Origin of the sequence: Sinobaca qinghaiensis, from assembly GCF_003610495.1 — a bacterium.
In the GTDB taxonomy this organism is placed as follows: Bacteria; Bacillota; Bacilli; order Bacillales; family Marinococcaceae; genus Sinobaca; species Sinobaca qinghaiensis.
Genome location: NZ_RAPK01000007.1, coordinates 456385 through 477950 on the forward strand (window position 1 = coordinate 456385; position 21566 = coordinate 477950).

23 protein-coding genes and 1 pseudogene are annotated in these 21566 nt (G+C 44.9%); 6 read left to right on the plus strand and 18 right to left on the minus strand.

Annotated features, from left to right (window positions below; genetic code table 11):
- Positions 1–26: 26 nt before the first annotated feature.
- On the minus strand, positions 27–227 hold the full coding sequence (locus ATL39_RS06410) for a hypothetical protein (protein ID WP_120192462.1): 201 nt from the start codon (positions 225–227) through the stop codon (positions 27–29).
- A gap of 52 nt (positions 228–279) precedes the next feature.
- Between ATL39_RS06410 and ATL39_RS06415 the strand changes: the two genes are divergently transcribed.
- Positions 280–564: a hypothetical protein gene (locus ATL39_RS06415; protein WP_120192463.1), complete on the plus strand. Its 285-nt coding sequence runs from the start codon at positions 280–282 to the stop codon at positions 562–564.
- Between the two features lie 11 nt (positions 565–575).
- The gene (locus ATL39_RS06420) at positions 576–3119 is read left to right on the plus strand and encodes a CBS domain-containing protein (RefSeq protein WP_120192464.1); all 2544 of its coding nucleotides are present in this window, start codon (positions 576–578) and stop codon (positions 3117–3119) included.
- Positions 3120–3155: 36 nt separating this feature from the next.
- Here the strand turns inward: ATL39_RS06420 and fabF are convergent, their stop codons facing one another.
- The 15 genes and pseudogenes from fabF to ctaG form a co-directional block, all read right to left on the minus strand.
- Positions 3156–4400 carry a beta-ketoacyl-ACP synthase II gene (gene fabF, locus ATL39_RS06425; RefSeq protein WP_120192465.1) on the minus strand — a complete coding sequence of 415 codons (1245 nt, stop codon included), beginning with the start codon at positions 4398–4400 and terminating at the stop codon, positions 3156–3158.
- A gap of 32 nt (positions 4401–4432) precedes the next feature.
- Complete coding sequence (locus ATL39_RS06430; protein ID WP_120192466.1) at positions 4433–5368, minus strand: beta-ketoacyl-ACP synthase III; 936 nt, start codon at positions 5366–5368, stop codon at positions 4433–4435.
- A gap of 120 nt (positions 5369–5488) precedes the next feature.
- On the minus strand, positions 5489–5677 hold the full coding sequence (locus tag ATL39_RS06435; RefSeq protein WP_120192467.1) for a ComZ family protein: 189 nt from the start codon (positions 5675–5677) through the stop codon (positions 5489–5491).
- Positions 5678–5696: 19 nt separating this feature from the next.
- On the minus strand, positions 5697–5864 hold the full coding sequence (locus tag ATL39_RS17395; protein ID WP_170146854.1) for a hypothetical protein: 168 nt from the start codon (positions 5862–5864) through the stop codon (positions 5697–5699).
- Between the two features lie 161 nt (positions 5865–6025).
- A complete protein-coding gene (gene argF, locus ATL39_RS06440; RefSeq protein ID WP_120192468.1) occupies positions 6026–6985 on the minus strand; it encodes an ornithine carbamoyltransferase in 960 nt (319 codons plus the stop codon).
- A gap of 4 nt (positions 6986–6989) precedes the next feature.
- A complete protein-coding gene (locus tag ATL39_RS06445; protein WP_120192469.1) occupies positions 6990–10163 on the minus strand; it encodes a carbamoyl-phosphate synthase (glutamine-hydrolyzing) large subunit in 3174 nt (1057 codons plus the stop codon).
- Positions 10156–11238 (minus strand): carbamoyl phosphate synthase small subunit, encoded by a 1083-nt coding sequence (locus ATL39_RS06450; protein WP_120192470.1) that lies wholly within the window; start codon positions 11236–11238, stop codon positions 10156–10158. Before ATL39_RS06450 ends, ATL39_RS06445 begins: the two co-directional genes overlap by 8 nt.
- Positions 11239–11261: 23 nt before the next feature.
- Positions 11262–12437 carry an acetylornithine transaminase gene (locus tag ATL39_RS06455; protein WP_245960931.1) on the minus strand — a complete coding sequence of 392 codons (1176 nt, stop codon included), beginning with the start codon at positions 12435–12437 and terminating at the stop codon, positions 11262–11264.
- Positions 12438–12448: 11 nt separating this feature from the next.
- A complete protein-coding gene (gene argB / locus ATL39_RS06460) occupies positions 12449–13228 on the minus strand; it encodes an acetylglutamate kinase (RefSeq protein ID WP_120192471.1) in 780 nt (259 codons plus the stop codon).
- Between the two features lie 12 nt (positions 13229–13240).
- Complete coding sequence (gene argJ / locus ATL39_RS06465; protein ID WP_120192472.1) at positions 13241–14473, minus strand: bifunctional ornithine acetyltransferase/N-acetylglutamate synthase; 1233 nt, start codon at positions 14471–14473, stop codon at positions 13241–13243.
- Positions 14474–14500: 27 nt separating this feature from the next.
- Positions 14501–15532, minus strand: coding sequence for an N-acetyl-gamma-glutamyl-phosphate reductase (gene argC / locus ATL39_RS06470; RefSeq protein WP_120192473.1), 1032 nt, complete (start codon positions 15530–15532; stop codon positions 14501–14503).
- A gap of 245 nt (positions 15533–15777) precedes the next feature.
- A pseudogene (locus tag ATL39_RS06475) lies at positions 15778–16092 on the minus strand (redoxin domain-containing protein); the annotation flags it as partial.
- Positions 16093–16104: 12 nt separating this feature from the next.
- A complete protein-coding gene (locus tag ATL39_RS17400) occupies positions 16105–16278 on the minus strand; it encodes a hypothetical protein (protein ID WP_170146855.1) in 174 nt (57 codons plus the stop codon).
- A gap of 16 nt (positions 16279–16294) precedes the next feature.
- Positions 16295–16852: an SCO family protein gene (locus ATL39_RS06480; RefSeq protein ID WP_245960932.1), complete on the minus strand. Its 558-nt coding sequence runs from the start codon at positions 16850–16852 to the stop codon at positions 16295–16297.
- Between the two features lie 76 nt (positions 16853–16928).
- Entirely contained in the window at positions 16929–17846 is a 918-nt protein-coding gene (ctaG, locus tag ATL39_RS06485) for a cytochrome c oxidase assembly factor CtaG (protein ID WP_120192661.1), read from the minus strand.
- Positions 17847–18010: 164 nt separating this feature from the next.
- On the opposite strand from ctaG, the gene ATL39_RS06490 reads away from it, so the two are divergent.
- Together ATL39_RS06490 and ATL39_RS06495 are read left to right on the plus strand one after the other, a co-directional pair.
- Positions 18011–18856 (plus strand): Cof-type HAD-IIB family hydrolase, encoded by an 846-nt coding sequence (locus ATL39_RS06490; RefSeq protein WP_120192475.1) that lies wholly within the window; start codon positions 18011–18013, stop codon positions 18854–18856.
- Between the two features lie 89 nt (positions 18857–18945).
- Positions 18946–19398 carry a GNAT family N-acetyltransferase gene (locus tag ATL39_RS06495; RefSeq protein WP_120192476.1) on the plus strand — a complete coding sequence of 151 codons (453 nt, stop codon included), beginning with the start codon at positions 18946–18948 and terminating at the stop codon, positions 19396–19398.
- Between the two features lie 13 nt (positions 19399–19411).
- Here ATL39_RS06495 and ATL39_RS06500 read toward each other — a convergent pair whose 3' ends face one another.
- Positions 19412–19966, minus strand: coding sequence for a helix-turn-helix domain-containing protein (locus ATL39_RS06500; protein ID WP_120192477.1), 555 nt, complete (start codon positions 19964–19966; stop codon positions 19412–19414).
- Positions 19967–20037: 71 nt separating this feature from the next.
- Here ATL39_RS06500 and ATL39_RS06505 point away from each other — a divergent pair, with 71 nt between their 5' ends.
- Entirely contained in the window at positions 20038–20757 is a 720-nt protein-coding gene (locus ATL39_RS06505; protein WP_120192478.1) for an AzlC family ABC transporter permease, read from the plus strand.
- Positions 20750–21055, plus strand: coding sequence for an AzlD domain-containing protein (locus ATL39_RS06510; protein ID WP_120192479.1), 306 nt, complete (start codon positions 20750–20752; stop codon positions 21053–21055). The genes ATL39_RS06505 and ATL39_RS06510 overlap by 8 nt, the downstream gene beginning before the upstream one ends.
- Positions 21056–21083: 28 nt before the next feature.
- On the opposite strand, the gene ATL39_RS06515 is transcribed toward ATL39_RS06510, so the two are convergent.
- Positions 21084–21548: a BsuPI-related putative proteinase inhibitor gene (locus tag ATL39_RS06515; protein WP_120192480.1), complete on the minus strand. Its 465-nt coding sequence runs from the start codon at positions 21546–21548 to the stop codon at positions 21084–21086.
- Positions 21549–21566 lie beyond the last annotated feature (18 nt).

The window sequence follows — 21566 nt, forward strand, 5'->3', positions numbered from 1 at the left end:
GCCTGGGACCTCCAGGTTTGTCTTTTTTAATACCCGTTTCGTTTCTTCCATACTTTGCCGACAAACAATATAGCGGCAAACGTTCCGAAAAAATAGATGGCTGTAAAAATCTGCATGACTAAATAAGCAAAACCTTCCATTGTCCAGCCCCTTTCCCGTATGTACCTAATTTCAGTATAATCGAGCTCCTTTACGTTGTAAACGCATTCTTTATGATTAGTTTCCATTTGCCGCTATTCATCCTATACTATAGGTATGTCATACCATACAGGTGAGGTTATGGAAACGAGCCGGGAACGAAAACAGGAATATTATTACCGGAAATTATCCGAATACGATGAACTCGTAACAGAAATTAATCAGCTTTCCAGAGAGCTCGGCAATGAAACCCTGCTGACTCATTTGCGGTTATATAAGGAGCAAAAAGACCAGATAGAAGATATTATGTCCTACTTTGATAGAGTCGGCATGCAGCCGGAAAAAAATTCGGCTGAATCCATTCTTTCCCTGGGGCTTCTTGAACTTCATAAATCACTAATGAATATTAAAGGCACAAGAAGATAGGAGGGTATCTGATGGAGGTAATCTTAACTCACAATAAAAGCGATTTTGATGCCCTGGCATCTTCCGTTGCTGCAAAAAAACTTCATCCGGAAGCTCTTGTTATTCTTCATGACGATATTCAGGAAAACGTGCGCCATTACCTGGCTATATACCGGGATCATTTTTCTTTTATTAAACGATCTGATGTAGATTGGCGCCATGTAACCACCTGTATTTTAACAGATACGGGCTCCCCCGCTTCCGCTGCTGAAGAAACCGATATGCTGCCGGAGCAGGCGGCTGTTGTGATTTATGATCATCATCCTCCTCCAAAAAAGAAACTGAAAAATTACGTATACATTATGGAGCCGACAGGATCTGCGACTTCTATTCTTGTGAACCGAATAAAAGAAAAGCAGCTCGATATTACCAGTGAAGAAGCAACTCTTTTCGGCCTTGGTATTTACGCGGATACAGGCTCCTTTATGTTCTCCCACACATCAAAAAAAGATATGGAGGCTGTGCTTTATTTAATGGATTACGGTATGAACCTGGAAATTATCCGTCAATTTAATGAGGAAACCTTAAATAAAAAACAACAGAAGCTATTCCACCAGCTGTTATCTAAACAGGAAACAATGGAAAAAAACGGCGTCCGCATTACCTTATGCCGTATTACAGTACCTCAGCTGGAAGGCCAGCTTAATACCGTAACAGAAAAATTACTGGAAATGATCAATACAGATGCGGTAATTACGCTTGTCCACACAAGAAATAAATCATTTATCGTAGGCCGCTCCCGTACCCGCCGTTTTTCTATCCTTTCGCTCGTAAAACCATTCGGAGGCAGCGGACACCTTGGTGCGGCCGGACTTTCCCTGCGCGGCGAGCCTGACGCTGTATATGAACAGCTGTGTGCGGTCATACCGGAATGTATGGAGCCCAGTACTTCTGCACGTACGATTATGTCCCGCCCTGTTAAAACCGTTACGTCGGATACGAGTGTAGAAGATGCCTACAATTTAATGCTTCGATTCGGCCACAATGGTTTTCCCGTTGTAAACGAAAACGACGAATTGGAAGGTATCATTTCCAGAAGAGATCTCGACAAAGCGATGCAGCATAAGCTGGCCCACGCTCCAGTCAAAGGATATATGAGCTCCAACCCATACTATGCTGCTGAGACAGATTCCATCGAATACGTCCAGAAATTAATGATTCAGCATAACATCGGCAGAGTACCTGTATTCGGCGATTCCGGTACCATTACCGGTATTATTTCCAGAACCGACATGATTGACTGGATGCAGCAGGATACCGCCTATGCTGTACAAAAGAAGAAAAATATTGCTACTTATATTAAGCAGTACCTGCAGCCGCCCATTGCGTTTCTGCTTGAAGAAATCGGAATTAAAGCTGAAAAAGAAGGTCTGCACGCCTACATTACCGGTGGAATGATCCGCGATTTAATTATGGAGCGCCCCAGCGAAGATATGGATATTATTATTGAAGGGGATGCGCCATCATTTGCTGCCGCTTATGCAGAAGAAAAAATGGGAACCGTGCATATTCATGAATCGTTTGGCACAGCTACTGTGACCCTTCCCGACCAGATAAAAGTTGATTTTTCCAGCGCCAGAACCGAATATTATGAACGGCCTGCTTCCCTGCCTACGGTTCGTCATTCAAATATTAGAGAAGATTTATACCGCCGGGATTTTACAATTAATGCAATGGCCGCTTCTATATGCCCGGGCACCTTTGGAGACCTCCTGGACTTCTTTAAAGGCTGGGAAGATATAAAAGAAAAAACACTCCGGGTGCTTCATAATCTCAGCTATGTCGAAGATCCCACCCGTATTCTGCGCGGCCTCAGGTTCGAATACCGCCTGTCTTTTCGAATGGATGAACGAGCCGAGCGCCTTGCTAAAGAAGCAGGCAGTTCCATTAAAACGCTCTCCAACAGCAGGACGATTAACGAAATGAAACTTCTTTTTAAGGAGACCGATCCATATTTCAGCCTGGAGCGTCTTTATGAGCTGGACGTGCTGGATGATTTTCTCCCCCATGCTTATTGGGGCTTCCGTGCTAAAGAAATGCTTGAACACTGGGCAGTGCCGCTTTACCGGGAATCCTGGTTTCACTATCTGCTCTGCCTTTACATGGAAAAACCCGACCTTCTCGCAAAAGCGCGCTTTTTAGCCGTATCTAAAGAGCAGAAACGATTTTTAGAGTCTTTTATTTATCTATCGGGGCTTCCAAGATCTTTTTATATGCAGAGACTCGGCACGATACATGATGCCCTATCTTCCTGCCGCAGCGAAGACCTGGAGGCTGTCAGCGCTTATTTCAAATATGCTTTGTCCGATTACGCTGTCAGTGAAGCTCTGCTGGATTATCAAACAAAGCGGCAGCAGCTTCCTCTGCTCCGGGGCACCGATTTAATTGCAGCCGGGATGACGCCTTCCCGTGACTTCCGGCATTATTTATTTGAAGTGGAGAAAGCAGCTCTTAATGGGGAAATGACTACAAAGCAGGAAGCCCTTCAATTTGTTACCGGACGGCTGCAGACGTAAAAAAGAAGGAAAGCCCGACGAGGGCCTTCCTTCTTTTTATTCTGTAAATTCTTTAAATACGATGGTAGCATTGTGGCCGCCAAAACCAAGAGAGTTACTGAGAACGGCTTTTATTTCTTTTTCCTGTGCTTTATTTGGCACGTAGTTAAGATCACAGTCCGGATCAGGTTCTTCGTAATTAATAGTCGGCGGTGCTGTATTCGTCTGCATTGCTTTTAAAGAGAAAATTGCCTCGATTCCTCCGGCAGCTCCAAGCAGATGACCCGTCATTGATTTAGTAGAACTTACGAGCAGATCATAGGCATGATCTTTAAATACGGTTTTGAGAGCCTGTGTTTCAAACTTATCGTTATAGGCTGTACTTGTACCGTGGGCATTTACATAGGTTATATCCTCCGGCGCGAGACCGGCATCGGCTATAGCCTGCGTCATTGCCCGGACAGCTCCTTCCCCTTCCGGCGCAGGGGCGGTAAGATGATAAGCATCTCCTGTACCTGCATAGCCGACGATTTCACCGTAAATCGGCGCATTCCGTTTTTGAGCCGACTCCAGGGATTCCAGTATTAAAACGCCGGCACCTTCTCCCATTACAAATCCATTACGGTTTTTATCGAACGGCCGTGATGCGCGGGACGGATCTTCATTCGTTGAGACTGCTTTAGCAGAGCAGAATCCTGCTACTGCCATATTCGTAATCGGTGCTTCTGCTCCACCCGTGATCATCGCATCAGCATCTCCGCGCTGAATTACTTTAAAAGCATCACCAATGGAGTTTGTTCCGGAGGCACATGCTGTTACTGTGCAGGAATTCAATCCTTTTGCTCCGGTAAAAATGGAAACCTGCCCGGCTGCCATATCCGGAATCATCATTGGCACAAAGAAAGGGCTGACCCGCTTATAGCCTTTTTTCTGGAAGTTTAAAAACTGCTGTTCATACGTTTCCATTCCTCCAATGCCTGATCCAATCCATACACCAATACGAGGTGCATTTTCTTCCGTAATTTCGTAGTTGGCGTCCTCGAGCGCCATTTTTGCAGAAGCTACTGCAAATTGCGTGAATCGGTCCATTTTACGGCTTTCTTTTTTTTCAACATAAGCATCCATATCAAAATTTTGAACTTCTGCAGCCGTTTTCATTGGAAATTCGTCTTTATTTACACGTGTCAGTTCTCCAATACCGGAAACACCATTTACAACGTTGTTCCACGCTGTTTCCACATCGTTTCCCAGTGGATTAACCGTGCCCAGACCTGTTACTACTACCCGGTGTTCGCCGCTCATATTCATCTCCCCTTCATACTTTTATCAGCTTATTATTTTCCCCAGCGTATAGCTGCAGCTCCCCAAACCAGACCCGATCCAAATCCGACAAGAACTACTACGTCGCCGTCTTTAATTTTTCCATTCTTCAACTCTTCAACCATCGCAATAGGTATAGAGGAAGAGGAGGTATTGCCGTATTTATTAACGGTTACTGCCATTTTTTCTTTTGGCAGATCCAGACGTTCACGGGCTGCTTCCATAATACGAATGTTAGCCTGATGCGGAACCAAAAAGTCGACATCGTCTTTTGTGAGACCGGCTTTTTTCAGAACGCTCAGGGAGGATTCCCCCATCTGGCGCACGGCAAATTTAAACACTTCCCGTCCGTTCATAATCATCTGTGGGTCCTGACGGATATGCATTGCTCCTGCTCCATCTGCTCCAAGCTCAATAGCAAGAACACCTTTATCATCGGCTACCGGTCCCATCACTACAGCTCCAGCACCATCTCCAAACAGCACGGCTGTGTTGCGGTCAGTCATGTCCGTAATCTTTGTAAGTTTTTCCACTCCGACTACAAGTACATTTTTATAAGTCTCTGTTTTGATATACTGCTCCGCTACGGACATTCCGTAAATAAAACCTGCACAGGCAGCGCTGATGTCCATAGCCGCCGCATTAACGGCTCCGAGCCTTGTTTGAATTAATGCTGAAACAGAAGGAAAAGGGTAGTCCGGGGTTACGGTGGCTACAAGAATAAGGTCAATATCTTCTCCGGACAATCCGGCATCGTCCATTGCCTCTTTCGCTGAATGATACGCCATATCAGACGTGTCGACATCATCCTCTGCAAATATTCTACTCTCTATTCCTGTTCTCGTTCGAATCCACTCATCGCTTGTATCCAGTGTTTTTTCGAAGTCAAAGTTGGTCACTTTCCGGCCTTCCGTAAAACTTCCAATACCTAATATTCCTGCATTTCTCATGTATTATCTCTCCTCGGCAGGCAGCTAAGTAAATGCCTGCAGGTTATACTTAATTATAGTACCTGGTTCTAATTTTAATTCATTTTTAAAGATCTGTCTATTTTTCGAAAGCAGGAACGCTTATTTATTTTCTTTAGCGTCCTCGTAGCCCATCTCGTATGCTTCACTCATTACCTGCATCAGCATTTCAAGAGCCGGCTGCAAATCATGCATATCCAGTTCAATCCCTTTGTTATTCAAAAAAGACTGCCCCTCCTGCACATGCCTCATTGCTACTTCCATAAAACGCATATTCAATTCCTGATCCATACTATTCCTCCTAATGTAGTTACGCTGTGAATTTTCGGTAAAGAAATTCTGTACTAAGACCCAGGGCAATGGCCAATATAACGGAAAGCCCTTCATTTATTCCCAATGCTGCGTCAAAAAGGATAAAAGCACCAAAGGTAACAACGCAGAAAAGGAAAGCTCCTGTAATAACCTTTCGTACAACCATTGTTTCACCTGCTTCTGTATCGGACTCTTCATCCTGTACTCTTCCATTTTAGCGAATCCCGTTCGGAAAGCAAAGCACCATTTTCAGTTACCGGCTTTCTTTCCTTTTTGAAAACGAAATAAAAAGAGCCTCATTTTGAAAATGGGCTCTTTTTATACGCATCAGCTGATAACTGCTTCCAAAACGGCCTTCTGTGCATGAAGTCGATTTTCGGCTTCGTCATAGATAACCGAATGGGATCCGTCGATGACTTCTGCCGATACTTCTTCTCCTCTATGAGCCGGAAGGCAGTGTAAAAAAATGTAGTCATCTGCTGCATGGCTCATTAATTCTTCGTTTATCTGAAATCCTTTAAAGTCATTTAAGCGTTTATCCTGCTCCGCTTCACTGCCCATGCTGGTCCATACATCCGTATATACGACATCAGCTTTGAAAGCGGCCTCTGCCGGATCATTTGTACAGGTCACCTTGGTGCCCATTTCTAAAGCGAGCTCCTCAATCTTCCGCCACACTTCCGCATCCGGCTCATAGCCTTTCGGTACTGCCAGGGAAGCGTCCATGCCAAGTTTCGTGCAGGCAATGATCCAGGAATGGGCTACGTTATTCCCATCCCCAATGAAACATGCTTTCAGCCCGTCCCACGTGCCTTTATGCTCTTTTACCGTCAGCAGATCTGCCAGTGCCTGGCATGGATGGTACAAGTCTGTCAGTGCATTAATAATAGGAATGTCTGCATATTCTGCAAGTTCTTCTACTTTTTCGTGGGAATTAGTACGGATCATAATAGCATCCACATAACGCGATAATACTTTTGCCGTATCGCGAAGCGATTCCCCGCGGCCGATCTGCAGGTCTCTCGGACTTAAAAATAACGCATGGCCGCCCAGCTGGGTCATGCCTACTTCAAACGATACCCGCGTGCGTGTAGATGCATTTTCAAATATCATACCGAGGGACTTTCCTGCCAGCGCAGTAGACAGCTTACCCTGTTTTTGTTCCGTTTTCATCGTCTCTGCTCTTTCCAGCAGATATTTTATTTCATCTGACGAGAAGTCAAACAATGTCAGAAGGTCTTTGTTCTTTAATGTGGCAGCTATTGAAGCTGCGGCCTCTGTGTTCATTATATTATACCCCTTTTCCAATCGGCTTCGTTTCTCCTGCCAGGAGCTCCTGTATGGACAATGGTTCCTGCGCCGCGTGGCCCATTGCTTCTACCATTACTTCCAGGGTTCTTGCATTCGTAATAATTGTTTTTCTCTGCTTCATGGCTTCCCGGCGCTTTTCTTTTCCATTTTTAAATCCGGTTTTCGGCAGGCTGATAAATGCTACGGCATCTTCCTGCTGAACCCAGCTGGAAAAAGAAGATGCTTCTTCCTCAAAAACCAGACTGTACCCTTTATCTTTCAGCTTCTCCAGAGAGGCAATGCAGGCTGGCAGCTGGCTGTCTTCTATAGAGCAGTAGACGCTGCCTTTTTGTTTAAATAACAGCGGAATCTGGCTTTCCGACCACGCAAACGCTTTGTTGCAGGCTTCTTTTACCGTTGGGGCAATGCTGATCAATTCGCCCGTAGACTTCATGTCCGCTTCCAAAATAGGATCGAGACCGGGAAGCTTGTCATTCGAAAACACAGGAGCCTTCACTGTATAGTAGGATGTTTCCTGCTCAAGCCCGGTTTTTCCACCTGTCCACTCCTGCAGCGTATCGCCAAGCAGCAGGTGCACAGCGCCGTCGATCATTTCCACTCCGGTCACTTTTGAAAACACAGGAACAGTTCTTGAAGCACGCGGATTAATCTCTATTACATAGAGCGTATTTTTATCATACACAAATTGAATGTTAAAGATCCCTTTAAAATCAATCGAACGGGCAATTTTCTGGGCATGTTCCACTACTAATTTTTTTACTTCTTCCCCAATGGTAAAGGGTGGCGTAACTGCCATGGAATCCCCGGAATGAATACCCGCTTCCTCTACATGTTCAAATATTCCCGGAATGTATATATCGTTTCCATCCGTCAGCACATCTACTTCAAGCTCGGTACCCGGAAGGTACGAATCAATCAGAATGGGATACTCAATCGTCTGTTCTTCTTCGTGTAAATAGGAGGTTAGTTCCTCCGCTTTGGTCAAAATGGTCATACCCTGCCCGCCAATTACGTAAGATGGGCGCAGAAGAACCGGAAAGCCGACAGCCTCTGCTTTTTCTATAACGTCTTTTCTACTTTCTCCTGTTACCCCGGGTATATGGGGGACCCCTGCCTCCTGCATCAGTTCATAAAAGCGTCCTCTGTCTTCAAGCTTGTCAATGGTATCAAATGACGTGCCGAGAATACTCATTCCCGCTTTCTCCAGCTCTTCAGTTAATGAGATGCCGGTCTGGCCGCCCAGCTGCACAATAATTTTATCTGTCTGTTCTTCGGCTGCCACATGCAGGACGTCTTCCAGTGAAATAGGCTCAAAATAAAGATGATCCGCCATTTCGAAATCGGTGCTGACAGTTTCAGGATTATTATTAATAATCACTGCTTCGTAGCCGGCTTCTTTTAAAGCTCTTGCCCCGTGGACGGAGCAGTAATCGAATTCAATACCCTGACCGATACGAATCGGCCCCGAGCCCAGAATAATCACTTTATTATCCTTTTTTTCAGTCTGCCTGTCACTGCGGGTGTACCAGCTGGAGTAATAATATGGCGTTTCCGCTGTAAACTCTGCAGCACATGTATCTACCATATGATAGGTGGGCAGTACTCCCCAGACCTTACGCTGCTCGTAAATATCGAGCGGGTCACAGTTCCACTGGCGGCTCATCCAGCTGTCAGTAAAGCCTTTTTTCTTATAGGACAACAGCTGCTTTTTATCGATTTTCTGCCAAGCGCTCTGTTTAATCTCTGTTTCCAGATCAATCAGCTGTTTAAACGAACGCAGGAAAAATAGATCGATGTTCGTCTTGTCGTGAATTGCCTCTATTGTTTCCCCGTGACGGAGCAGTTCCATAATAATAAAGAAACGTTCATCTGTCTGTTCTCCCAGTTTTGTATATAAGGATTCTGTGTTTAGCAGCTGCAGACCCGGCATGGAAAGACCATCCAGTTTAATTTCAAGGGAACGAACCGCTTTCTGAAGGGCAGCTTCGAGATTTCGTTCAATTGCCATTACTTCTCCCGTGGCTTTCATCTGGGTTCCCAGGCTGCGGTCGGCATATGAGAACTTGTCAAACGGCCAGCGTGGGAACTTCACTACTACATAGTCCAGAGCCGGTTCAAAACTTGCATACGTATGTCCTGTAACTGGATTGATTAATTCATGCAGGTGATAGCCTACACTGATTTTGGCAGCCATTCTAGCAATTGGATATCCCGTTGCCTTGGAGGCCAGCGCCGACGATCGGCTTACTCTTGGATTCACTTCTATCAGATAGTACTGTCTGCTTTCCGGATCCAGAGCAAATTGAATATTACAGCCGCCGACAATGCCAAGGGCCCGTATTACTTTCAGTGAGGAAGCTCTAAGCATTTGGTACTCTACATCAGTCAGCGTCTGGGATGGAGCCACTACGATAGAGTCTCCCGTATGAACTCCGACCGGGTCAATATTTTCCATGTTGCATACCGTAATGCACGTATCGTTGGCGTCACGCATTACTTCATATTCGACTTCTTTAAAACCGGCAATGCTTTTTTCTACGAGACACTGGTGAATGGGGCTTGCTTCCAGGCCGCCGGATGAAATATAAGCAAGCTCTTCTTTATTAGAGGCAATACCGCCTCCGCCTCCGCCAAGCGTATAGGCTGGACGTACAATAATTGGATAGCCGATCTCTTCAGCAAAGTCCAGAGCTTCCTGCACTGAAGAAACGATGGTGCTCTCAGGTACGGGCTCGTTGAGTTTATGCATCAGGGAGCGGAATTCCTCTCTGTCCTCCCCCTGTTTAATTGAAGCAATCGAGGTCCCGAGCATTTTTACATCGTATTTTTCCAGAATAGATTGATCGTTAAGAGCAAGTGCCAGGTTGAGCCCCGTCTGGCCGCCGAGAGTTGCAAGAAAGCCGTCAGGCTTTTCCTTCTGGATAATCCTCTCTACAGATTCCACGGTCAATGGTTCAAAATATACTTTATCCGCGCAGAAATCGTCTGTCATAACGGTAGCCGGATTGTTGTTAATTAAAATAACTTCAATTCCTTCTTCTTTCAAAGCAAGACAGGCCTGTGTGCCTGAATAATCAAATTCTGCTGCCTGGCCGATAATAATCGGGCCGGACCCGATTACTACGACCTTCTTGATGTTTTTCTGCTTAGGCATAGGATTTTTCGCTCCCTTTAGTCTGAAGAACTTCCACAAATTCATCAAAAATCTCTTCACTGTCTGCCGGTCCTGGATGTGCTTCCGGATGAAACTGTGCGGTAATGATTGTCTGCGATTTGTGGGACAGCCCTTCAATAGACCCATCGTTAATGTTTTTATATTTTACAAGAAATTCATTCGTATCAATCGTATCTTCCTTGACCACGTAGCTGTGGTTCTGTGAGGTCATAAACACTTTCATTGAGTCCATATCCTGCACAGGCTGATTTGCTCCCCGGTGTCCAAAGCGGAGCTTTTCCGTATCTGCACCAAAAGCAAGGGCAATCAGCTGGTGGCCGAGGCAGATGCCAAGCGTCGGGTACGTTTCCGCCAGCACTTTATAGTGAGGAAGGTATTCTGCCATTTGTTTAGGATTCCCGGGACCGTTGGAAAACAACAGGCCGTCCGGGGCAAGCTTTTTAATGTCTTCGGCTGATGTATCAAAAGGAACGACGGTTACCCGGCACCCTCTTTCATTTAGACGCTTAACCATGGAACGCTTATACCCGAAATCAACTAATACTACATGATGATTTCCTTCTCCAAATGTCTCCGGATGATTGACCGACACCTCATCCATTACCATTTTTTCACCAAGCGGTTCATACGTCATTTCCTGGATTTTCACAGGGTTCTCTGCCAGTACGGCACCCATATCCCCTTTTTCACGGATACTCTGCACAAGCGCCCTCGTATCCACTCCGCTTATAACAGGAATGCCTGCTTCTTCTGCAGCCTTTGCAAATGTCATTTTCGATTCATAATGTGTTGCTTCTCCGGCAGCTGTGCTAACGACAATACCGGCCGGCTGAGGATGGATGCTTTCATTATCTGATTTATTTATGCCGTAATTTCCAATCAGCGGATACGTAAACACAACAATCTGCCCATAGAAGGAAGGATCGGTCAGCACCTCCTGATATCCGGTCATTCCTGTAAAAAAGACAATTTCTCCATACGTTCTGCCATTGAAGCCTTTCGGCAGCTCACCTTCAAATATTTCTCCGTTTTCCAATGTAATATGTCCCTGCATGCTCTCCATCCTCCTTTTTTCTTTTAATTAGTATTTAATACGGATGCGATTGTATTTACCGCATGCTGTAATTCTTCTTTCGTTATCGTAAGCGGTGGAAGCAGCCTGATGACGTTGGGTCCTGCCCCAATCATAAGAACACCCTGCTTTTGAATGCTCATAATATAGTCGGCGGCTGGTTCATGGAGTTCAATTCCAATCATCAGTCCTTTTCCCCGAATTTCTTTTACTTTGCTGGAATGGCCGATTTTCTTCTCCAGCTCTTCCATCAGAAAGGCGCCTTTTTCGGCTGCCTGACCGGCCATGTCCTCTGAAATGACCGTTTCAAGTGTAGCCTGGGCAGCAGCCATCGCTAACGGATTTCCTCCGAAGGTCGTACCGTGGGATCCCGGCCCAAAAGCCGAGGCTAAATGTTTTTTACCAATAATTGCTCCTACCGGAAAACCATTTCCCAGCCCTTTAGCCGCTACTATAATATCGGGGGAAACTTCTGCATGTTCGTAAGCGAAGAAAGCCCCTGTTCTCCCGATTCCTGTTTGAACTTCGTCTACTACAAACAAGGCTCCGTTCTTTTTACAAAGCGACTCTACAGCTTTCAGAAATTCCGGGGAAGCAGGAACGACGCCGCCTTCCCCCTGCACAGGCTCTACCATGACTGCCGCAGTATCCTCATCGATGGCACTCTCCAGTTCATTCACATCGTTAAATGGCAGATATTCAAACCCCTGGAGCATTGGACCAAAGCCTTGATGAATGCTCTCCTGTCCGGTAGCTGCCATACTTCCTAACGTGCGGCCGTGAAAAGACTGGACAAAGCTGATGATTTTCGTACGTCCTGTATATTTTCTGGACAGCTTAATCGCTGCTTCATTGGCTTCTGTCCCGCTGTTTGCAAAAAACACAATATCCCCGGATGAATGTTCTGTCAGAAGCTGGGCTGTTTTTTCCTGGCCGTCATACTGAAAGAAATTGGAAGCGTGCCATCCCTTGTGCAGCTGCTGTTCCACGCTTTTTAAAACAGCAGGATGCTTATGGCCTAAATTCACTACGCCAATTCCTGCCATACAGTCTAAATACGTCTTCCCGTCAGCCGCTGTAATATATGATCCTTCTGCTGATTCAAAGGTAAGCTCCCATTTTTTGTACGTCGGGAACAGAGTGCTGTCTTCATTTATATGCTTCATCTGCTGCGAGTTCATCATAAGCCTCCTCAGCTATTTATCCAGCTGTTTTTTACAATAGTTGTGCCGTCTATAAATCCTTCAGATGTGGTGCGTTCGCCGTGGGCACCGGCAATAACTACTTCTTTTATATTTCCTTTTAAACCTGCCAGCGCCGCTTTCACTTTCGGAACCATTCCTCCGTATATAACGCCGCTCTGTATTAATTCTTCTATCTTTTCTTCGTTAATTTGGCTGATCATTTCGTTGTTGGCATAAATACCATTTACGTCTGTGATAAACAAAAGCCGCGTTGCGTTCATGGCTGTTGCTATGGAGGAAGCGGCACTGTCCGCATTTACGTTCAAACGTCCTCCGCTTTCGTCTGTGGCAATCGGAGCAATAACAGGAATAGCACCCCACTCCATCAATACATTTAAAAGTGATGTTTCCACTTTGTTTATTTCTCCTACAAGACCAAGCTTTTCTTCATTTATACACTCCGCCTGAAGCAGTTCTCCATCTACTCCTGAGAGACCTACAGCCTTCTGTCCTTGTTTCTGGATTTCCGAGACTATATATTTATTCATTTTTCCTGACAATATCATTTCTGCCGTATCCAGAACCGGTTTCGTAGTTCTGCGGAGCCCGTCTACAAATTCCGATTGAATATCCAGCTTTTCCAGCATCGTATTAATAGCGGGACCGCCGCCGTGTACAACAATGGGATACAGACCGCTGTCTTTCATCGCTTTTAAAGATTCGAAAAAAGCCGGTGTCAGCTGTTCTGCTGTCGACCCTCCACATTTAACGATAACTACTTCTCTCATGTTTTTACTCCTTTATGTTCGGTATCCTGCGTTAATTCTCACGTACTCATAAGTGAGGTCGCATCCCCAGGCTTTCCCTTCAGCAGAACCTACATGAAGATCTACAAATATCTGTACGGTATCCTGTTCAAGATAACGCTTGGCATTTTCTTCCGAAAACACAACGGGTGTACTATTTTTAAGTGTTTGGATCGCACCTAATGAAATATCTATTGTGTCCGGATTTAATTCGATTTCGCTGTAGCCCAAAGCTACGATAATTCTTCCCCAGTTTGCATCTGTGCCGTAAACGGCCGTTTTCACCAGATCTGATCCCGCAATTTGTTTAGCGGCTTTCCCTGCTTCCTCTTCGTTCTTTGCGCCACGCACATTTACTTCAATTAATTTCGTGGCACCCTCTCCGTCTCTTGCAATTTTCTTGGAGAGGTCTTCGCTTGTTCTGCACAACGCTTCTATAAAAGTGTTCCACTGGCTGTGGCCGGGATGCAGCGCCTCATTCTGCGCCTGCCCGCTTGCCATTACGACTACCATGTCGTTGGTAGAGGTGTCTCCGTCTACCGTAATCCGGTTAAAGGTCCGATCTGTCACTTCTGAAAGCGCCTGCTGGAGGTATTGGGGCTCAATGCTGGCATCTGTAGTTACAAAGCCAAGCATCGTTGCCATATTGGGATTGATCATGCCCGAACCTTTAGCTACTCCGCCGAATGTAACAAGCTTTCCATCAATTTCTGTTTGATAACAGCTGTGTTTTTTAACAATATCGGTTGTCATAATGGCTTCATTAAATTCATCTGCGGAGGAAAACGTCCCCTGCGGCTTCAACTGATGAATACCGGGAATAATTTTATCCATATTCAGCTTTTCCCCAATAACTCCTGTTGACGTAACGGCTACACGGTTTGCTGGAATATTAAGGGCTGAAGCGCCTTCTTCTCTCATTTTATAGGCATCGCGCATACCTTCTTCTCCTGTACAGGAGTTCGCATTTCCACTATTCACGATAATGGCCTGTAGTATGCCTTCTTCAGCGATACTTTCTTTTGTGACGTAAAGAGGGGCTGCCTGTATTTTATTCAGCGTATAAACACCGGCACTAGAGGCCGGGCCGTCGCAGTAAATGACTCCCAGATCCCGACGCTTCTTCTTAACACCGCTGTGCAGCCCGTCTGCTTTAAAGCCTTTAGGTGAGACGATACTTCCTTCGTCTATTTTTACGATTTTTTCTGTTGAAGAAGCCGTATCCATGTTGTTCTCTCCTTTTCTGTTCATTGCTTACGGAAAGACCGGCAGGCCATTTAAACCTGCTGTCTCTTCCAGGCCGAACATAATATTCATATTCTGAACCGCCTGTCCCGACGCGCCCTTCACCAAGTTATCGATGACCGATACGAGAGTCAGGCGTTTTGTTCTTTCATCATAGACCCAGCCAATGTCGCAGAAGTTGCTGGCGTTCACTTCTCTTGTCGAAGGCATTTGTTTATGCGGCCGGACCCGGACAAATGGAGTGTTTTTATACGAAGACTCCAGTATTTCTTTTATTTTTTGTTCGTCAAATCCTTCCGGTACGGATGCATACATTGTAGCCATCATGCCTCTTGTCATTGGTACTAAATGAGTGCTCAGGGTAATCGTCACCGTATCATTCAAAAAACCGGCAAGCTCCTGCTCAATCTCCGGGATGTGCTTGTGCTCATTGACTTTGTATATTTTTAAGTTATCATTCATTTCACTGTAGTGTGTCATAGCTGAAGCGGAACGGCCAGCTCCCGTTGTACCGGACTTGGCGTCAATAATAATAGTGGCCGCATCAACGGCTCCCGACTTGACCAGCGGGATCATCCCAAGCAGCACAGCCGTTGGATAACAGCCGGGATTGGCAATAATCTGCGCTTCTTTAATTTGCTCCCGGTTCCACTCACTTAAACCGTAGACGGCTTTGTTGAGTATTTCTTTGGAAGCCGTCTCCCGGCCGTACCATTTTTCGTATTCAGCGGGATCATTTATACGTAGATCACCGGACAGATCAATTACTTTTGCTGCAGCAGATAACTTGCTGCTCCATTCGGCTGATACTCCAGGAGGAGTCGATAGAAAGATCACATCAAATCCCTGAAGCGCCTCTATAGATATGTCCTGCAGGCTTTCAAAAAAACGTTCACTTATATGGGGATAGCTGTCTGTCATTTTCACTCCCTGCTGGGAAGAAGAAAAAACAGCTATTTGTTCAACAGAAGGATGATTGGAAAGCAGGCGGATTAATTCAATACCGCCATAGCCGGTAGCGCCAATAATAGCAGTTTTCATAAATTTGCACCTCATTTTATCTTTATACATTTTCTTGTATCTTTTATTATAGATGTGAATATATATTAATGCAACTGTATTTTTATATTAACAGCTTGTTTATTGATTTCTCTTGAAATTCTCGGTTTCATAGAGTTTTTTCAAGTGTTTTTCATTTATTTCTCTTAACTTCCTTATACATATATGCATTAAAATATACAGAATTGACTTATTCATAAAAAAAAGAACCCCCTGTCGGGATCCTTTTATTGTTCTGCTAGTACTGTTTCTATCTGGTCTTTAATAGCCGGGGCCTGCTGGCCGAATAAATCATTTTCTTCAGAATAGAGCAGCTCTCCGTCTTCTCCAAAGACTGAATAGCCCCGAAGAGATGTGTTACCATTCTGCATTTCTGCTTTTTCAATTATCTCCATGTCCGGATCGGAAAGGAGGGAGTACGAGAGACCCGCAGCTGATTGGAAAGAAGCGTGGTCAGCAGGAGAGTCGTTACTTAATGCATAAACGTCTGCATCAAGCTCCTGAAGGGTTTCCTGATGTGATTGCAGCTGCACGAGCTGCTGTTGGCAGGTTCCTCAGTCAACGCCTGTAAAATGAAAAAATACTACCGGTCTTTCACTACTAAAAACGGATACTTCTTCTCCGGATTGATCCTCCAGAACGATATCCCCGCCTCCTCCGCACGCTGCCAGCAGCAGGACAGCAGAAAACAAAAGATAAAGAAATGATTTCTTTTTTATGTTATGCATGGATCGTTTCTCCTTTTTATTCATTAACTAACGCCTTAACGTCTTCTGCAATTAAGTCCGTATCATTATCGAGCCCGTCATAGCTGCGAATAATCTGACCGTCTGGATTCACCAGATAAAAGCTTGTTGGGTGGATAATATCGTCATTTTCTTCATCTTTCTCTACGGTGCTTAAAAAAGAATCACCGGCCAAAGCTTTCATTTCTTCATCACTGTATCCCGTCAGAAAATGCCAGCTCGAAAAGTCAGCCCCATATTCTTCTCCGTACGCTTTTAATGTTTCCGGATCGTCATTGGAAGGGTCAACCGTAAAAGACACGAGCGGAACGCCGGCATCGGCTTCTTCAAGCTGCCCCTGCAGGCTCAGCATATTGGGAGTCATTAAATTGCACACTGTAGGACAGCTGGTGAAAATCATGTTTGTTACCCAGTAGCTTCCCTCCAGATCTTCATTTGTCACCGTTTCGTTATCCTGATTTGTGTACGCAAAATCTTCTATCATCATATCTGCTTCGGTTAAATCCGTTCCATTTTCAGGTTCCGGGCCGGAGAATAAGAAACTGCATCCTCCCATAAACAAAATCCCTGCTGAATACACACATGTTACTAACATTCGCCGCACACTTTTCACTCCAGTATTTTTTATGCTTTTATTTCTGCGGATGGACAGGAATATCACTGATGGTCAGTTCTCCATCCTGCTGTTTTTCTCTGCTGAGCCACTGCTTAAATACAAATCCTATGGTGGATACGTAAACAAATTCCTGCAGTACTTTCATCATAACGCCAGCCAGCTGCTGATCCGTATGAGGCTGCATAAATTGGAGCCCTCCACCGGCTGTGCCCGAAAGCCCGGCCGGCAGTTCGCTCCCTGCCGGAAGACAATAAGCCATAACGTTAGACCATACTGCGGCGTTCGTATACGTTTCATACATTGGGGACCCCGCAAAAATAATTAATGCACAGGCCGGCGTAATAAGAATACCATTTCCAAAAATATAAGCGATCCGCTTTAGTTCAGACAGCTGATTCGTTGTCGGTACAGGAGCCAGCATATACCACCACATTAGAAAAGCAGAGCCAAAAAGCAGCCACTGATATAAATCATGATACAGCGGAGCCTGCATTAAGTAATCGAACACAGCCGGCAGATGATAAATAGAAAAGAAGGCATTAAACAAAAGCAGCGCTGTAACCGGATGGAAAACGTGAGCCGCTACCCGGGCCGGCCGGCCTTGAAAACGCTGAAGAATTTTTTCCCAGACCTCAGGAGGAATAGACAGGATAAACAATGGAACCGCAATAAAATAAACGAGCACCATCTGCGCCATGTGAAATGTCATAATCGAATGGCCTGCTGTGTACAGCGGTCCTCCCCAGCCAAAATACACAGCCGCCAGGGCAGCTCCGAAATATACCAGTCTTTTTGTTTTCGGGGATTCTATGTGTTCTGTCCGGGCTTTGGAATAGACAAGCCGGTAATATAAAAAGATAAATAAAATAAGTATGACAAGCAGTTCTGGTGTCCATACAGCCCGGAAGGAGAACATGGAGAAGTAATCCTGCAACTCTATCCCGCCTTTCTTTTCTTTCTGGCCTTCCTGCAGTAAAATAGAAAACAGTGGTTTAAATTCTATGCAGTTTATAACCCAATAAAACGTTTCCATTACATTTTAGCACAGAAAAGCAGGGAAATTAATTACTAGTTTTATAGAAGAAAGATGGGATTAACATGACAAGTGAAAAATATTTAATTGCAATCGACTTGGACGGCACGATGCTTAAAGATGATAAAACGATTTCCACTAAAACCTACTTTGCTATTAAAGAAGCCTTAAAGGCAGGACATGAAGTAGCTATTGCTACAGGGCGTCCTTATCGCGCCAGCAAAATGTACTATCAGCAGCTCGGTTTAAAATCACCAATCGTTAATTTTAACGGTGCCTATGTCCATCACCCGGGCAACAGTGGATTCGCTACACATCATTCGCCGCTTGAGCTTGAAACAGCACGAAAAATTATCGAGACCTGCCGTTATTTTAAAGTAAACAATATGATGGCGGAAGTTGCCGATGATGTATTTCTTGATGATTATGATGAACAGTTCATAGATTTATTTGCATTGGGAGGTGTGCCTGCAGCGTTTGGTGATCTGGGCAGTCTGCTTCAGAAGGATCCAACTTCCCTTTTGGTTTACCCTAAAGAAAATCATGCAGCAGAATTAAAAGAGCTTCTGTCCGGAAATCATTCCCAGGCCATTGAACAGCGCTCATGGGGGGCACCGCATCATATGATCGAAATTATTAATACCGGAAATAACAAAGCTGAGGGACTTAGGAAACTAACTTCTCATTACAACATTCCAATGGAGAACGTAATAGCCTTCGGGGACGAAGATAATGATTTAGAAATGCTGAGCGAAGCCGGCTTCGGTGTGGCAATGGGAAATGCGATCGATGATCTGAAAGATACCGCCAATGAAGTAACACTAAGTAACGAAGAGGACGGTATCGCTGTTTACCTGAACAAAAAGCTCGGTCTATCAAGTATATCCGCCCAGGCAGACAGGCAGGGCTGATCCTCGGCTGTTATTTTCTGCAGAGAAAAGCATTTTCCTGTGGTAAAATAATGAAGGAAAAAGTAAACAGTTAAGAAAGGAGCCGGCACATGAAAGTATACGAAGTTCCTAAAGACGCCTCCGAGGAAATGATTAAGGACGTTGCAGATCTTCTTATGGGGCAGATGGAATCCATCGGTCTGGATAACGCGTATGACCTGCTGATTGATTCAATCCACCTGACATTGGAAGAAGGCTCCAATGCTCATTTATTTGTCGCTGACGTAGATGGCGCAATATTGGGCGCTGCATTTATGAATATTTCTATTTCACTCGATAAAGGCGGCAAGTATATTTGGCTGAACGACCTATTTGTTGATAAAAATCACCGGAACAGAGGAATCGCCAAAAAAATGCTTTTAAAAATCATTTACTGGGCCGAAAACAATGAATTAAAAGGAATTGAACTTGAAACAGGAATTAACAATGAGGCGACCAAAGCGCTTTACAATTCTTTAGGCTTTTACGACGTAGTATCCAAACGCTACGGTTTCCGCTTTTAACGAACTTTTATTATCATTTGTATAAAATTATCATTGTAAATACTGCTTTTCCATCGCCGGAGCTGCAGTATCGATGCGGCTGGTCTGCGGTAAAACGAATAGAGTCCATGGGATGCAGTTCATGTACTTCTTCCTGCACTTCAATGCATACGCTCCCGGCCTGGACAAATATATATTCCTCCACCCCTTTTTGATGCGCTTTTGACTGATAATCACAGTTGGGGTCCATTTCCACCAGATAAGCCTCTATAGGGGCTTTTTTTTCTTTCCAAAAGACAGGTTTTACTTTAAATCTGCTGTCTCCGCTTTCCAGTGCCTGCACTTCTGCCCCCCTGATTACACTGGCTTCCTCTGCGTTTTCTTCAATAAATGATGTAAAGGCAACGCCAAGCCCATCCGCTATCTTCCAAAGTGTCCCCACCGTCGGATTTGATTCTCCTCTTTCAATCTGTCCGAGCATCGGCTTGCTGACATTCGTCTGCTCAGCCAGCGTCTGCAGGCTCCATCCTTTTTGACTGCGGATCTCCCGGAGTCTTTTGCCGATTTCCCTGTTAATATCTTTTTTCATTGCACTTCTCCTTTCGATGGTATATTATAACATACAAATAGTTTAATATAAAATACAATCGGGAGGCAGTGATGAATACTCATTCTTTATACCAGGTCCCGGATAAGTATACTGGATTAAAGCATGGCGGTGCCATCGCCATTGGTTACATGCCCGCTGCCGTTACATTTGGCTTTCTTGCCCAGAGTACCGGCTTAACGTTCATGGAAGCAGTTATGATGAGTACCTTCGTGTTTGCCGGTGCTGCCCAGTATACTGCTCTTGGCCTTATCAGTGCAGGCACAGGCGCACTCGAGATTATTATTACAACATTTGTACTGAATATACGTCACCTTTTAATGAGTGCTTCTTTGAATGAAAAAGCAGAGGCGTCCCACCCTGTTATAAAAGCCGGTTATGCTTTTGGTATTACGGATGAAGTATTTGCTGTAACTTCAACAAATAACGGGCCCATTCCCAGCAGCTACATATATAGTGTATTTTTAACCGCTTACGTTAGCTGGGTGGCCTTTACCGCAGCCGGCCATAGTGCGGGCGACCTGCTTCCCGCTTTTCTACAGACCAGCCTTTCCTTTGCGATCTATGCCCTGTTTCTGGCACTCCTGCTGCCACCGTTGAAAAAGAGCAGGAAAGTGCTGGTTCTCGCTGGAACAGCAGCCCTGTTTCATGGCATATTGTATCCCTTTCTGCCTGAAGGATGGGCTATCATCACAGCGGCAGCGGCAGCTTCTATTCTTATAGAATGGGCAGCCCCGAATAGTAACCGAGAGGAGCAGCCAGCACATGAATAGTTCATTATTATGGATTATTGCCGGTATGGCAGTTGTTACTTATATTCCCCGAATGCTTCCTTTTGTTGTTTTGAACGGAAAAAGACTTCCTTCCTGGGTGGAAGGAGCGCTTCGAAATGTTCCATTCGCTGCGCTGGGAGCTTTGATCTTCCCCGGTCTTCTGTTTGTGCATGATTCTTTATTTTTTGGGATCGTTGGAGCCGCCTCTGCAGTTATCTTAAGCTATGTAAATGAAAACATGGTTTTTATTGTGCTTGGCTCTATTTTTATCCTTTCACTGCTTTTGCCTATATTTTAAGCATCCGCCAGCTCAGCGGATGCTTTTTTTATTCTATAGAAAAATGATCTTCCAGTTCAATCGGCTGCTCCGGTGTCGTTCCGTTAATTTCAGAAACGAGCAGTTCAAAGGATATTGTATAATTTCCAGGCTCCATTAGATCAAAATCTACATCTTCTTCCCATTTACGGGTATTGCCATCACGTATTGTTATTTCTTTTAGAGATTGGGTAAAAACCTTTTCATCTGCATAATTATAGACGGGCTCAGACTCTCCCTCTTTATAAATAGAAACGTTGATTTCCTGGCCGCTGTTAAAAGCAAGGTCCAGCGGTTCTCCGGAAATGTTATTAAAGTCGAACTCCCAGGTATATTCTTCTTCATCGAATCCTCCGGAGAGCTCCCACTCCTCTGTATGCATAGATGATTCCCCGCTTTCTACCTCTTCTACTTCTGCTGCACCGCAGCCTGTAAAAAGCATTATTACCATGAATCCTGCTGCAAGCCACCTCATAGATTCACATCCCTTTGT